The following is a 13307-nucleotide window of genomic DNA, read 5'->3' as shown; positions in this document are numbered from 1 at the left end:
CGCCTAGTCCCAGCAAGCATTGTTGACGGTATCCCCGAGCCGGGTGGCACTCCGGGTGCCATCCTGGTCGATGGAGAAAATGATGCAGTCGCTGTCTGACCCCTGCGCACCAGAGGCTGTGGCAAACAGGATGTATGTATTGACCCCGGCTGAGATGACCAGGTGATAGAAGCCGGATTCGGAGTTCTCCGAGATATTCAAGTCGGCTGCGGATGAGGTATACCGATTGAAGTCCATAAAATAGGTTTCTTGTCTGTTGGCGGCATCCAACAGCATTTTTTTGGCATCAATTCGGTGGCTGGACAGCAGGTAACGCTGATAGGAGGGATAGGCAATAGTGCCAAGAATCGCCACGATTGCGACGACAATCATCAATTCAATGAGAGAAAAGCCTCGATAGAACCCAATCATAACCCATCCTTGGTGACTGGCGGTTCATATAGTCTAATGCCGGATAGGTCGCAACGACAAATCCGGCATCAGGAACATAACTCTTTATTCTCAGGCCATCATGGCCACATTCAAATAATTCTAAGCTCGGGCGGCACTTCAAACACCACATTCTCTTCCCGGCCAGGATGCTCGGTCACTATCTTGCCTCCCAGCTCGCGCAGCCGGGCGATGACATTCTGAACAAGCACATCGGGGGCTGACGCACCCGCCGTGACCCCGATACGGGCAACCCCGTCCAGCCATTGCGGCTCAATCATGGAGGCATCGTCGATGAGGTAGGCCTTGGCGCCCACCTTCTCGGCCAGCTCCCTCAGACGGTTGGAGTTGGAAGAGTTGCGCGATCCCACCACCAGCATGGCATCCACCAGCCCGGCCATCTCCCGCACCGCATCCTGGCGGTTTTGGGTGGCGTAGCAGATGTCATCCTTGCGCGGCCCCTGGATCTTGGGGAAGTGCGCACGCAAGGCATCGATGACATCCGAGGTCTCGTCCACGCTGAGTGTCGTCTGGGTCACGAAGCAGAGGTCATCCGGGTTCTTCACCTTGAGTTTGGCCACATCTTCCGGCGTCTCCACCAGATACATGCCACCCTCACTGTTCTCGTACTGTCCCATGGTGCCGATCACCTCGGGGTGGCCGGCATGGCCGATGAGCACGGCTTCGGAGCCCTTGCGACTGGCGCGATGGACCTCCATGTGCACCTTGGTCACCAGCGGACAGGTGGCATCGAACACCTTGAGGGCGCGGGATTTGGCCATCTCGCGCACGACCTTGGCGACACCGTGAGCGGAGAAGATGACGATGCTGTCATCCGGCACCTCGTCCAGCTCTTCGACGAAAACGGCACCCGCCTCCTTGAGCTTGTTCACCACGTAGCGGTTGTGCACCACTTCGTGACGGACATAGATCGGGGCACCGAACTTCTCCAGCGCGCTCTCGACGATGCTGATGGCCCGGTCGACACCGGCACAGAAGCCACGGGGGTTAGCCAGCAGAATATCCATCAGTGCACCTTCTCCTCGTCATCAACCCCCAGGATCTCCACCTCGAAGGTGACGGTGTGACCGGCCAGGGGGTGGTTGAAATCGACCGTGACCGACATCCCTTCCACCGCCCGGATGATCCCGGGCAGTTCGCTGCCGTTGGGCTGGTCGAACAGAATGATGGTACCCACCTTGGGCTCAACTTCGTTACCGAACTTGGCGCGATCGAGATGGTAGATGTTGTCGGGATTGGAAAGGCCGAACGCCTCTTCCGGCGCCAGGGTAAAGCTCTTGCTCTCCCCTTCGCGCAGCCCCAGCAGGCATTGCTCGAAGCTCGGCGTCAGACTGCCGTCTCCCATCCGCAGACGGGCAGGCTTGCCGTGCAGCGCCGTGCTGTCCGCCACCGAGCCATCTTCCAGTTTGATAGAGAAATGGAACAGCACGCTGCTGTCCGCAGCAATCAGCTGGCTCATAAGGTCGCGTCCTGTTTTTTCTCACCACGGAAGCCATCCAGCACGATCATGGCGGCACCGATGAAGATGAAGCTGTCAGCCAGATTAAACGCCGGCCAGTGGGCGCGCTGCCAGTAAAAGTCGAGGAAGTCGACCACATGGCCCAGCACCAGCCGGTCAAACACGTTGCCGAGCGCCCCGCCAATGATCAGGCTGTAGGCGATACCGCTCCAGCGCTGGGTGACCGACTGCTTGCGCAGCCAGTGGATCAGCAGGCCACAGATGGCGAACGCCAGCACAGCGAAGAACCAGCGCTGCCAGCCTCCCTGATCTGCCAGGAAGCTGAAAGCAGCCCCCTTGTTGTAGACGTGGACCAGGTTGAAGAAGGGGGTGATCTCCACCCCCGGGTAGCCAAACGGCAGCAGCTTGACCACGGCGAGCTTGCTCGCCTGGTCCAGTACGAAGGCCAGCACCGCCAGCCACAGCCAACGCAGGCCGCTTTTATGTTGAGTCATGTTCATCAGGCAAATTGACGAGTTTCGCCGTCACCCTCGACGTTGGTGACGCAGCGGCCACAGATCTCTTCATGGCCCGCAATGGTGCCCACGTCTTCCACATGGTGCCAGCAGCGGTCGCACTTGGCGGCGGCAGACTGGGCCACGCAGAGCCACAGGTCATCACGCTCGGTTGCCACGGCCTCTGCCGGTGCGGCATCGACGCTGACCACCCTGGCCTTGGAGGTGAGCAGCACGAAGCGCAGCTCATCGGCCAGGGCGTTCAGACGCGCGGCCAGCTCAGGCTTGGCGAACAGGGTCAGCTCGGCCTGCAGAGAACCGCCGATGCGCTTCTCGCCACGGGCCACTTCCAGCGCCTTGTTCACTTCACCGCGCACGGTGAGGATCTCGGCCCAGAACTCGTCGTTCAGCACTTCGCCCGCTTCCAGCCCGAACAGGCCGTCGTACCACTCCTCGGTGAACACGAACTCGCCGCGCTCACCCGGCAGCAGGGCCCAGATCTCGTCGGCAGTGAAGCTCATGATCGGCGCCATCCAGCGCACCATGGCCTCGGCGATGTGATAGAGGGCGGTCTGGCAGGAGCGACGGGCCAGGCTGTCGGCCTTGGCGGTGTACTGGCGGTCCTTGATGACATCCAGATAGAAGGAGCCCATCTCGATGGAGCAGAACTGCATCAGCTTCTGGGTCACGCCGTGGAAGTTGTACTCGTCGAACGCAGCCACGATCTCGGCTTGTACCGCTTTGGCACGGCCCACTGCCCAGCGATCCACCACCACCATGTCGGCAGGCGACACCATGTCGGTTGCCGGATTGAAACCGTTCAGGTTGGCCAGCAGGAAACGGGCAGTGTTGCGGATACGACGATAGGCGTCGGCGGAGCGCTTGAGGATCTCGTCGGAGACGGTCATCTCACCGGTGTAGTCAGTGCTCGCTACCCACAGACGCAGGATGTCGGCACCCAGCTTGTTCATCACGTCCTGAGGGCTTACCACGTTGCCGATGGACTTGGACATCTTGCGGCCCTGACCGTCCACGGTGAAGCCGTGAGTCAGCACCTGGTTGTAGGGTGCCTTGTCCTTCATGGCGACGCCGATCATCAGGGAGGACATGAACCAGCCACGGTGCTGGTCAGAGCCTTCCAGATACATGTCGGCCGGCTTGCCGTTGAACTCGGGACGGGCGTCGACCACGGAGGCGTGGGTAGAACCGGAGTCAAACCAGACGTCCAGGGTATCAGGCACCTTCTCGTAGTTGTCGGCGTCCGCGCCCAGCAGCTCGGCCTTGTCCAGATCCCACCAGGCCTGGATGCCGGACTGCTCGACCCGCTTGGCCACCTCTTCCATCAGGCGCACGGACTCCGGGTGCAGCGCCTGGGTATCCTTGTGAACGAACAGGGAGATGGGCACGCCCCAGGTACGCTGACGGGAGATGCACCAGTCAGGACGGTTCTCGACCATCGCCTGGATGCGATTCTTGCCCCAGGCCGGAACCCAGCCGCTCTGGCCGTGTTCGGCGATGCCCTCTTTCTCGATACGCTCGATCTCTTCCAGAGCACGCTTGCGCAGACCCTTCTGCTCCATGCTGATGAACCACTGGGGGGTGGCACGGAAGATGATCGGGGTCTTGTGACGCCAGCAATGCGGGTAGGAGTGGTTGAATACCTTGTGATGCAGCAGGGCGCCGCGCTCGGTCAGCACCTCGACCACGGCCGCATTGGCCTTGAACACGTGCTGGCCGGCAAACAGTTCGGTATCCGGCAGATAGACGCCGTTGCTGCCAACCGGGTTGGCCACTTCCAGACCGTACTTCTGACCGACCACGAAGTCTTCCTGACCGTGACCAGGGGCGGTGTGTACCGCGCCAGTACCGGCGTCCAGAGTGACGTGGTCACCCAGCACCACAGGTACGTCGAAGCTGTAGAAGGGGTGGTTGAAGCGCAGCAGCTCGAGTGCGGCACCCTTGGCGTAGCCCAGGTTGTGGAAGTGCTCGATGCCGGCGCGATCCATCACGTCCTTGACCAGCTCGGCGGCCAGGATCAGACGCTCGGGATTGTCGCCCTCAACCTGCACCAGTGCGTAGTCGAGATCGGCATGCATGGCGATGGCGCGGTTGGCCGGCAGGGTCCACGGGGTGGTCGTCCAGATCACGGCAGAGAGCGCGCCCTTGCCGGTGTGGCCTTCGGCGCAATCAAACTTGGCGGCAACGGCAGCCTCGTCGACGGCCTTGAAGCGCACGTCGATGGAGGGGGAGTTCTTGTCGTAGTACTCCACTTCCGCTTCAGCCAGCGCGGAGCCGCAATCGGTACACCAGTGCACCGGCTTGGAGCCTTTGTGCAGGTGGCCGTTTTCAACGATCTTGGCCATGGAGCGGATGATGTTGGCTTCGGTCCCAAAATCCATGGTCAGGTAGGGGTGTTCCCAGTCACCCAGCACGCCCAGACGGATGAAGTCGGTCTTCTGCGCTTCGATCTGGGTTTTGGCGTATTTGCGGCACTCGGCGCGGAACTCGGCGGCGGAAACCTTCTCGCCCGGCTTGCCGACCATGCCTTCCACTTTCAGCTCGATGGGCAGACCGTGGCAATCCCAGCCCGGCACATAGGGGGAATCGAAGCCAGAGAGGCCCTTGGACTTGATGATGATGTCTTTGAGGATCTTGTTGACCGAGTGACCGATGTGAATGCTGCCGTTCGCATAGGGGGGGCCATCGTGCAGAATGAAAGAAGGCTTACCCGCTTTGGCGCGGCGAATGGCGCCGTAAAGATCCTGATCGTACCAACGTTTCAGCATGTTGGGTTCGCGTTTGGCCAGATCGCCACGCATCGGAAACTCGGTTTCCGGCAGATTCAGGGTGTGTTTATAGTCGCTCATCAGTCCTGGGTTCCCTTCTTTTCTAAAAGAGTGCTGGGTAAATGAAATTGTGGCAGCCCGAACCAGGCTCGGGCCGCCAGGGCATCTCGTTCGATCTGCTCTTTCAAGGCGGTGAAAGAGGCAAATTTCTGCTCTTCGCGCAGCTTGTGGCGAAGCAGCACCTTGACCTGCTGACCATATAGATCACCAGAAAAATCAAATAGATGTACTTCCAATCTGGCTTGTGTACCGCTCAAGGTCGGACGTACACCCACATTGGCGACACCGGGGAAAGTCTTGCCGGAACATATCACTTCCACCGCAAACACGCCACCGACCGGGACAACCTGGCGTTTGAGGGCCAGATTCGCGGTGGGAAAACCTATGGTGCGCCCCAGCTTGTCGCCGTGGGCCACCCGGCCGCTGATGGCATAGGGGCGACCGAGCATCAGCTCCACCTCCGCCATGCGGCCCGCTTTCAGGGCCTCGCGCACCAGGGTGCTGCTGACCCGCTGGCGGGAAAGCTGGAAACTCTGGGTACTGATCACCTCGAACCCGAAGCGCCGACCTGCCTCCTCCAGCAGGTGGAAGTCCCCTTCCCGCCCCTTGCCGAAGCGAAAATCGTCGCCGACCACCAGATAGTGCACGCCGAGTTTCTCCACCAGCAGTTGCTCGATGAAGGTGCTGGCCGCCTGCTCGGCAAAACGATGGGTGAAACGCACGCAGAGCATGCGATCGATCTGCATTCCCTTGAGGGCTTCATACTTCTCCCGCCAGCGGCTGAGGCGGGCGGGCGCGGCACTGCCCGCAAACAGCTCCAGCGGCTGGGGTTCGAACAACATGACGCAGGCTGGCAGGCCAAGTTGGGCGGCCTTATCCTGCAAACGGGCCAACACCGCGTGGTGCCCCTGATGAACCCCATCGAAGTTGCCTATGGTCAATACACAGCCCCGGTGACGGGGCTTGATATTGTGAATGCCGCGAATAAGCTCCATCAGTGCCTTGTGCGTTGCTGCCATGGAAATCGGCGGATTATATATCAGGCAGCAGGCAGGGTCAGCCCTGCCGTTGACCCGATTTAGCCATCCCGCCCGCTTCTCGGACTCGGCCAGGAGCATCGCACCTCGTTGGCGGGTCAACCCGACAGCCCCTGAGACCGCTCCCCCATCGACCCTGTACTGTCCCCTCCCTTGCAGCTGGCTCCTTATTGCTGACCGGCTCTCAGGTGCCGTGGCCGGATCCCCAATGCCAAGAGGACAATGCCATACAGCGCTCCGCCCAGGCAGAGCAGCAGGGTCAACTCCAGGCTGGCCTTGCCCATGCTCCAGGCCCCCCATTGGGCGAGATCCGGTGACAGATAGGCCAGAAGCCCCCCCATCAAGACCGTTGCCGCCAAGAGCTTGAGGCAGAACAGCCCGGTGTTGCGGGAAGGGCGATAAACATCCTGCTGATAGAGCCCCTTGAACAGCAGTACGGCATTCAGGGTGCCGGAGCAGGCGGTCGCCAGCGCCAGCCCGACGTAGCCGAGCGGATAGATGAAAATAAGGTTGCACACCATGTTGGCTACCATGGCCATGATGCCGATACGCACCGGCGTCCTAGTGTCCTGGCGGGCGTAATAACCGGGGGCCAGTACCTTGATGAGCATCAAGGAGAGCAGCCCCGTAGTGGAGGCCAGCAGGCTGGCACTCGACATGCTCACCTCGTGCAGACCGAACTCACCGCGCATGAAAAGCACCCGCAGTATGGGCTCGCGCAGCACGGCGATACCGACCATGGCTGGCAAGCCGAGCAGCATCACCATGCGCACCCCCCAATCCATGGTGCGAGAGAAATCCGCCGGATCCGCATCCACGTGTTTCCTGGCCAGGGCAGGCAGGATCACCGTGCTGATGGCCACCGCAAAGAGGCCGAGGGGGAACTCCAGCAACCTGTCAGAGTAGTAGAGATAGCTGATGGCGCCGGTGGCCAGAAACGAGGCCAGCATGGTGTTGATCAGCAGGTTGATCTGGCTGACCGACACGCCGAACAGGGCCGGGATCATCAGGGTACGGATCTTCACGACCCCGGGATGGTGCCAACCCCACTTGGGCCAGACCAGCATGTTGAGCTGGCGCAGAAAAGGGTACTGGAACAAAAACTGGACCAGACCGCCGAGGAAGACACCGATCGCCAGGGAGATCTCGGGGCGCTCCATCAAGGGCGCTATCCACCAGGCCGCCGCAATCATGGTGATGTTGAGGAACACCGGCGTGAAGGAGGACACGGCAAAACGGCCAAAGGTATTGAGAATGGCCCCCGCCATGGCGGTGAAGGTGATGAACCAGAGATAGGGGAAGGTGATCTTGAGCATCAGACTGGCCAACTCGAACTTCTCCGCCGCCGGTCCGCCGTGCAGCCAGTCCCAGAACCAGCCCCAGCCAAAGAGAGCCGTCAGGACACCGGAACCCAGCACCCCGAGCAAGGTGACCACGGTGACGATGCCACCCAGGGTGCCCGCCACCGCCGCCAGCAGCTCCCGAACCGCCTGCTCGTCACCGTTTTTCTTGTACTCCGTCATCACGGGCACGAAGGCCTGGTTGAATGCCCCTTCGGCAAAGAGACGGCGCAAAAAGTTGGGAATGCGATTGGCGAAGAAGAAGACGTCTGCGGCCACCCCGGCACCGAGCAAATTGGCGATGACCACATCGCGCACCAAGCCCATCACACGGGATGCCAGCGTCATTCCGGACACTATCATGCCGGATTTGATCAATTTCTTACTCAAGACGAGGCCTCTGGAACTGTCGGAAAGAAAAGAATGCTGTTAGAATCGGCCGACAGTTTAACCGTCTCCCATCTGACACACCACCGGGGGGCGGTGTTTATTTGCACAAATCATTTGACAATATGTGGTTGGGAAGGCATATTTCCGGGCCTTTTCAATACACTCGCTAAGACAGTTTTAGGAGTTTTACCTTGGCTAACATCAAATCTGCTAAGAAGCGTGCTCTTCAGTCAGAGAAACGTCGTCAGCACAACGCCAGCCGTCGTTCCATGACCCGTACCTACCTGAAGAAAGTGATCGCTGCCATCGCCTCTGGTGACAAGGCTGCTGCCACTGCCGCTTTCGCTGTTGCTCAGCCGATCATGGATCGTATGGCGACCAAAGGCCTGATCCACAAGAACAAAGCTGCTCGTCACAAGAGCCGCCTGTCTGCCCAGATCAAAGCCATGGCTTAATCAGCATCCGCTGATGAAAGCTGAAAAAACCGGCCTAGTGCCGGTTTTTTATTTGGGGTCGCTACAGTACAGTCTGTGCAACAGTCCGATCATCTCACGCACTTCATGGCTGCGCAGGGAATAATAGACCGTCTGGGCTTCCTTCCTCGTCGCCACCAGCTCATCCCGGCGTAACACCGCCAGATGCTGCGACATGGCTGACTGGCTCAATCCCAATACCTCGTTCAGCTCGCCGACCGACAGCTCCCTATCCAGCAACTGGCACAAGATAAACAGCCGCCGTTCATTGGCCAATGCCTTGAGCAGGGTGACGGCACGCCCGGCATTCGCTTCCATTTCTTCCAATTGCATCTCACCCTCCTCTTCCAAGACAGGCATCATAGCGCCGTCACCGTCGATTTAAAACGAGAGGCTTGCCGGCTGAATGGCCGTGAAATCCTCCTGCCCGGCAAAGAGGAAGGAGAAATCACTCTCGCATACTCGCTTGACCGCAGGATGTTGGATCATCCGCTCGGCAAAGATGACGTAATACTCCTCCATCAGATCCTGGGTTTCACCTAGCAGCATCACCTCCTCCCCCTCCAGGATCTCTTCCCGATAGATGGTCGGAGCCATGAAGATGCCCTGGTTGAAGAAGCCGAACGCCTTCATCAGCGCCGCATCGTCGAATTCTCCCAGAATGCTGGGGGAAATCCCCTGCTGCTCGAACCACTGGGTCAGTTGACGACCCATGGCGGTGCGACGGCCCGGGATGAGCAGCTTGCGCTCTTCCAGGCAAGCAGGGAAAGGCTGGGAGGGCAAAGGCGCCTTGCAGAAGAAACTGACGCCGCATCCCCCCAGGCGCTTGGACAGCAACCCAGCATGCTGGCTGGAGTCCACCGGGCAGTCAGAGAGGATCATGTCGAGCTTGTGCTCGCTCAACTGCTCCAGGAGCAGTTCATGAGTCGACTCGAAGCAGCGCAGGTGAATGGAACCATCATTGGGGATCACGGAGAGCAGTACCCGGCTGGCAAGACGCTTGGAGAGTGCATCGGCGATACCCACGTCGAACAGGATCTGGCTCTCCTTGCGGTAGTTGACGATATCCAGCATCTCGTAGGAGAGGCTGAACATCTTGTCCGCATAGCGAAATACCAGTTGGCCAAGCTCGGTGGCCTCAAGGGAGCGCCCCTTTCTGATCAGCAACTTGCCGCCAAGACGCTGCTCAAGCAGTTTGATCTGACCGGTCACGGTCTGTGGGGTCAAAAAGAGGGCTTCCGCCGCCTGCGTGACGGAGCCCTTCTTCTGAGTCATCCAAAAATAGTAGAGATGGTTGTAGTTAAGGTGTGACATCCGATGGGGTTCCCGCGCTAGGCGGGCTCCGGTAGCAGCTGAGTTCAACCGCCAGAATGTCATACATGTCGCTGATCGAGTCAACCTTGTTCGAGTCGAACTGTGCCTGCAGATGGGCCTTGAGACGATCGGCATCCGGCATTCGCTCGGTGCAGTAGCGCTTGTTGGACAGCTTGACTCGCTCGCCGGCACGACTGCCCAGTGCCCGTTCGGCGAAGGTCTCTCCGAACCGGGCTTTTACCTGAGAGTCCCCCAGCATGAGTGCGCTGTCGACCACCCCGTTGAGATAGGCAGAACAACTTGCCGAGGTGGCATCCCGCTGACAATCAACCAGGCTATCTGCCCAGAGTGCAGGGCTCGCCAGCATGACTAACCATCCTAGTTTTCTCATAACCCCTCCGTACTTTGATTCGCCTCCCGATTGGGCAGCGATAGCCGCAGGGCGATGTAACCGATCACGGCCGCGAGTGTGGAACCTGCCAAGATCCCGAGGCGCGAGTAGCTGCCGTAGTCCAGTCCGCCATGCTCGAATGCCAGCGATGCGATAAACATCGACATGGTGAAGCCGATGCCACACAGGATGCTGACGGCAAAGATCTGTCTGAAGTTCACTCCTTGCGGCAATTGGGCAATGCCTGATTTCACAGCCAGCCAGCTGATGGTGAAAATCCCGAGCGGCTTGCCGACGAAGAGCCCCAGGATGATCCCCATGGGGAGCGGATTGAGCAGAGCCGAGAAGTAGATCCCCTCCAGCGATACCCCGGCGTTGGCGAAAGCGAACAGTGGCAGGATCAGGAAGGCGCTCCAGGGGTGCAGCACATGCTCCAGATGCTTGAGTGGCGATGCGTAACGCTTGCCGTTGAGGGGGATCATGAAGCCCACGATGACACCCGCCAGGGTCGCATGGACACCGGACTTGAGCACGGCAACCCAGAGCACCAGACCGACCAGCATATAGAGTCCAATCCTGTCCTCACCACGGCGATTCATCCAGAGCAAGGCCAGGGTGGCCACCACACCTATCGCCAGCGCAGTCAGCGACAGTTGCTGGGTGTAGAAGAGGGCAATGATGATGATGACCCCCAGATCGTCCATGATAGCCAGCGCCAGCAAGAAGACCTTGAGGCTGGTCGGTACCCGCTTGCCCAGCAGCGCCATGACCCCGAGAGCGAAGGCGATGTCGGTGGCGGCCGGAATCGCCCAGCCAGCACGGGTAGCCTCGTCTCCGTAGTTGAAGAAGCTATAGATGAGGGCCGGTGCCAACATCCCCCCCACGGCAGCAATGGCCGGGAAGGTTGCCTGCACCCGGGAGGAAAGCGCCCCCTCCAGCATCTCTCGCTTCACCTCGAGACCCACCAGCAGGAAGAAGATCGCCATGAAGCCATCGTTGATCCAGAGCAGCAGCGGCTTGTTGATGTCGAGCGCCGCGATGCGAACCTGTACCTCGGTATTGAGGAAGCCCTGATAGTGTTGCGCCAGCGCCGAATTGGCCAGGCCGATGGCAAGCAGGGCGGCCAGGATCAGAATGATCCCGGAAGCGGACTCCAGTTTGAGAAAACGCTTGAATACATCGCTCATATCTAACTACCCATAAAATTGCATCTTTTCAGTCTAGGGCCAGAGTAGCTCAATGAAAAATCGTTTCTAACGGCTGATAACAACGAAAAAACCGAAAGCAAAACAGATAATGCCTGCTATAAGCAGGTTATTTCCCCTTTTCAGGAGCCATCTCTCCACCCGGAATGTTGCATATTAATTCACATAAAATGCAAAAAGGCACCCGAGGGTGCCTCTAACAGCTGAGTGTCGATTCATCGTCACCTGGGAGACGATACTCGCCCCAGGCTCATTATCTACTCAAATAGCGACAGGCGCCTTGATCCCAGGATGGGGATCATAGCCCTGGATCTCGAAATCCTCGAATCTGTAATCGAAGATGGAGTCAGGTTTGCGCTTGATCACCAGTTGCGGCAAGGGGCGCGGCTCGCGGGTGAGTTGCAGTGCCGTCTGCTCCATGTGGTTGGAATAGAGGTGCACATCGCCACCGGTCCAGACAAAGTCCCCCACTTCCAGATCGCACTGCTGCGCCATCATGTGGGTCAGCAGCGCATAGCTGGCAATGTTGAACGGCAGGCCAAGGAAAACATCACAACTACGCTGGTAGAGCTGGCAGGAGAGCTTGCCATCCGCCACATAGAACTGGAAGAAGGCGTGGCAGGGTGCCAACGCCATTTTGTCCAGCTCGCCTACGTTCCAGGCGGAGACGATGATGCGGCGGGAATCCGGGTTGTGCTGGATGTCGTCCACCGCCTTCTGGATCTGGTCGATGACAGACCCATCGGCCGCCGGCCAGGAGCGCCACTGGGCACCATAGACAGGCCCCAGATCACCGTGCTCGTCGGCCCACTCGTCCCAGATGCTGACACCGTGCTCTTTCAGATAGGCGGTGTTGGTATCGCCGTTGAGGAACCAGAGCAGCTCGTGAATGATGGAGCGCAGGTGGCACTTCTTGGTGGTCACCAGCGGGAATCCTTCCGCCAGATTGAAGCGCATCTGATGACCGAACAGGGAGACGGTCCCGGTCCCGGTACGATCGGATTTGACAGTCCCTTCATCCAGAATTTTCTGCATCAGGTCGAGATAGGCACGCATTACTTCGCCTCCTTCGGTGCATTGCCGAACAGACGGGGCTGCTTGTAGGCGGCCCAGACCATGAGCCCCCCCGCCACTATCATCGGGGTAGAGAGGATCTGGCCCATGCTGATCTCGTTGAAGTAGAGACCCAGCTGGCTGTCAGGCTGACGAACAAACTCCACCAGGAAGCGGAACAGACCGTAGAACAGCAGGAACATGCCGGAGATGGCGCCACGGGGCGGGTGCTTGCGCCAGAACAGGTTCAGGATGATGAAGAGCACCACCCCTTCCAGCGCGAACTGATAGAGCTGGGACGGATGACGCGGCTCGGGGCCCGCCTCGGGGAAGATGATGGCCCAGGGGACATCGGTCACCCGACCCCACAGCTCGCCGTTCATGAAGTTGCCGATGCGGCCAACACCGAGGCCAAACGGAATCAGCGGCGCCACGAAATCCGCCACGGTGAAGAAGTGGCGCTGGGTTTTGTGGGCAAACCAGATCATGGCGGTGATCACCCCGATGAGGCCACCGTGGAACGACATGCCACCGGTCCATATCTTGAACAGATAGGTCGGGTCGGCGAGGAAGAGATCGAAGTTATAGAACAGCACATAGCCGATACGGCCACCCAGGATCACCCCGAGAAAGCCATAAAACAGCAGATCCGAGACCTCGTTGCGGGTCCAGCCGCTGTTGGGTGCATCGGCACGGCGACCAGCCAGCCACATGGCGAAGGCAAAACCGAACAGGTACATGAGACCATACCAGCGTACCGATAATGGTCCCAAACTGAATGCTACGGGATCAATCTGCGAGAAAACCCAATATCCGTCGTGCTGCATAGGCGGCCCCAATCATAAGAAAAGCCGC

14 protein-coding genes are annotated in these 13307 nt (G+C 59.3%); 1 reads left to right on the top strand and 13 read right to left on the bottom strand.

Annotation, left to right across the window (positions count from 1 at the left end):
* Positions 1-3: 3 nt before the first annotated feature.
* The 7 genes from tppA to murJ form a co-directional block, all read right to left on the bottom strand.
* Positions 4-411, bottom strand: coding sequence for a type IVa pilus pseudopilin TppA (gene tppA / locus AB5Y80_RS07990; RefSeq protein ID WP_039039991.1), 408 nt, complete (start codon positions 409-411; stop codon positions 4-6).
* Positions 412-521: 110 nt separating this feature from the next.
* Positions 522-1457 (bottom strand): 4-hydroxy-3-methylbut-2-enyl diphosphate reductase, encoded by a 936-nt coding sequence (gene ispH, locus AB5Y80_RS07985; protein ID WP_039039990.1) that lies wholly within the window; start codon positions 1455-1457, stop codon positions 522-524.
* Entirely contained in the window at positions 1457-1909 is a 453-nt protein-coding gene (gene fkpB, locus AB5Y80_RS07980) for an FKBP-type peptidyl-prolyl cis-trans isomerase (protein ID WP_041210958.1), read from the bottom strand. Before fkpB ends, ispH begins: the two co-directional genes overlap by 1 nt.
* Positions 1906-2409, bottom strand: coding sequence for a signal peptidase II (lspA, locus tag AB5Y80_RS07975; RefSeq protein ID WP_039039988.1), 504 nt, complete (start codon positions 2407-2409; stop codon positions 1906-1908). The genes fkpB and lspA overlap by 4 nt, the downstream gene beginning before the upstream one ends.
* The gene (gene ileS / locus AB5Y80_RS07970) at positions 2409-5270 is read right to left on the bottom strand and encodes an isoleucine--tRNA ligase (protein ID WP_201926766.1); all 2862 of its coding nucleotides are present in this window, start codon (positions 5268-5270) and stop codon (positions 2409-2411) included. Before ileS ends, lspA begins: the two co-directional genes overlap by 1 nt.
* A complete protein-coding gene (gene ribF, locus AB5Y80_RS07965) occupies positions 5270-6244 on the bottom strand; it encodes a bifunctional riboflavin kinase/FAD synthetase (RefSeq protein WP_368172780.1) in 975 nt (324 codons plus the stop codon). The genes ileS and ribF overlap by 1 nt, the downstream gene beginning before the upstream one ends.
* A gap of 209 nt (positions 6245-6453) precedes the next feature.
* On the bottom strand, positions 6454-8016 hold the full coding sequence (gene murJ, locus AB5Y80_RS07960; RefSeq protein WP_029313784.1) for a murein biosynthesis integral membrane protein MurJ: 1563 nt from the start codon (positions 8014-8016) through the stop codon (positions 6454-6456).
* 191 nt (positions 8017-8207) lie between these two features.
* Here murJ and rpsT point away from each other — a divergent pair, with 191 nt between their 5' ends.
* Positions 8208-8471, top strand: a complete 264-nt coding sequence (rpsT, locus tag AB5Y80_RS07955; RefSeq protein WP_005308808.1) for a 30S ribosomal protein S20 — start codon at positions 8208-8210, stop codon at positions 8469-8471.
* Positions 8472-8519: 48 nt separating this feature from the next.
* Here the strand turns inward: rpsT and AB5Y80_RS07950 are convergent, their stop codons facing one another.
* The 6 genes from AB5Y80_RS07950 to lgt all read right to left on the bottom strand — a co-directional run bounded on the left by AB5Y80_RS07950 (position 8520) and on the right by lgt (position 13279).
* Positions 8520-8822 (bottom strand): metalloregulator ArsR/SmtB family transcription factor, encoded by a 303-nt coding sequence (locus AB5Y80_RS07950; RefSeq protein ID WP_029313781.1) that lies wholly within the window; start codon positions 8820-8822, stop codon positions 8520-8522.
* Positions 8823-8870: 48 nt separating this feature from the next.
* The gene (gene nhaR, locus AB5Y80_RS07945) at positions 8871-9803 is read right to left on the bottom strand and encodes a transcriptional activator NhaR (protein ID WP_010673095.1); all 933 of its coding nucleotides are present in this window, start codon (positions 9801-9803) and stop codon (positions 8871-8873) included.
* On the bottom strand, positions 9790-10170 hold the full coding sequence (locus AB5Y80_RS07940; RefSeq protein WP_368172779.1) for a hypothetical protein: 381 nt from the start codon (positions 10168-10170) through the stop codon (positions 9790-9792). The genes nhaR and AB5Y80_RS07940 overlap by 14 nt, the downstream gene beginning before the upstream one ends.
* A gap of 20 nt (positions 10171-10190) precedes the next feature.
* Positions 10191-11381, bottom strand: a complete 1191-nt coding sequence (gene nhaA, locus AB5Y80_RS07935; RefSeq protein ID WP_368172765.1) for a Na+/H+ antiporter NhaA — start codon at positions 11379-11381, stop codon at positions 10191-10193.
* Between the two features lie 279 nt (positions 11382-11660).
* Positions 11661-12455, bottom strand: a complete 795-nt coding sequence (gene thyA / locus AB5Y80_RS07930) for a thymidylate synthase (protein WP_042014892.1) — start codon at positions 12453-12455, stop codon at positions 11661-11663.
* Entirely contained in the window at positions 12455-13279 is an 825-nt protein-coding gene (lgt, locus tag AB5Y80_RS07925; protein WP_043153049.1) for a prolipoprotein diacylglyceryl transferase, read from the bottom strand. The genes thyA and lgt overlap by 1 nt, the downstream gene beginning before the upstream one ends.
* Positions 13280-13307: the final 28 nt, after the last annotated feature.

Origin of the sequence: Aeromonas sp. R2-1, from assembly GCF_040908425.1 — a bacterium.
Lineage (GTDB): Bacteria > Pseudomonadota > Gammaproteobacteria > Enterobacterales > Aeromonadaceae > Aeromonas > Aeromonas caviae.
Note: the sequence above shows the minus strand (reverse complement) of the source record. Positions and strands in the feature narration are given on the sequence as shown.

Coding starts and splice junctions, on each gene's coding strand:
- ileS (WP_201926766.1), bottom strand. CDS start 5,270: ATGAGCGACTATAAACACACCCTGAATCTGCCGGAAACCGAGTTTCCG.
- lgt (WP_043153049.1), bottom strand. CDS start 13,279: ATGCAGCACGACGGATATTGGGTTTTCTCGCAGATTGATCCCGTAGCA.
- ispH (WP_039039990.1), bottom strand. CDS start 1,457: ATGGATATTCTGCTGGCTAACCCCCGTGGCTTCTGTGCCGGTGTCGAC.
- AB5Y80_RS07940 (WP_368172779.1), bottom strand. CDS start 10,170: ATGCTGGCGAGCCCTGCACTCTGGGCAGATAGCCTGGTTGATTGTCAG.
- lspA (WP_039039988.1), bottom strand. CDS start 2,409: ATGAACATGACTCAACATAAAAGCGGCCTGCGTTGGCTGTGGCTGGCG.
- tppA (WP_039039991.1), bottom strand. CDS start 411: ATGATTGGGTTCTATCGAGGCTTTTCTCTCATTGAATTGATGATTGTC.
- ribF (WP_368172780.1), bottom strand. CDS start 6,244: ATGGAGCTTATTCGCGGCATTCACAATATCAAGCCCCGTCACCGGGGC.
- fkpB (WP_041210958.1), bottom strand. CDS start 1,909: ATGAGCCAGCTGATTGCTGCGGACAGCAGCGTGCTGTTCCATTTCTCT.
- nhaR (WP_010673095.1), bottom strand. CDS start 9,803: ATGTCACACCTTAACTACAACCATCTCTACTATTTTTGGATGACTCAG.
- thyA (WP_042014892.1), bottom strand. CDS start 12,455: ATGCGTGCCTATCTCGACCTGATGCAGAAAATTCTGGATGAAGGGACT.
- nhaA (WP_368172765.1), bottom strand. CDS start 11,381: ATGAGCGATGTATTCAAGCGTTTTCTCAAACTGGAGTCCGCTTCCGGG.
- AB5Y80_RS07950 (WP_029313781.1), bottom strand. CDS start 8,822: ATGCAATTGGAAGAAATGGAAGCGAATGCCGGGCGTGCCGTCACCCTG.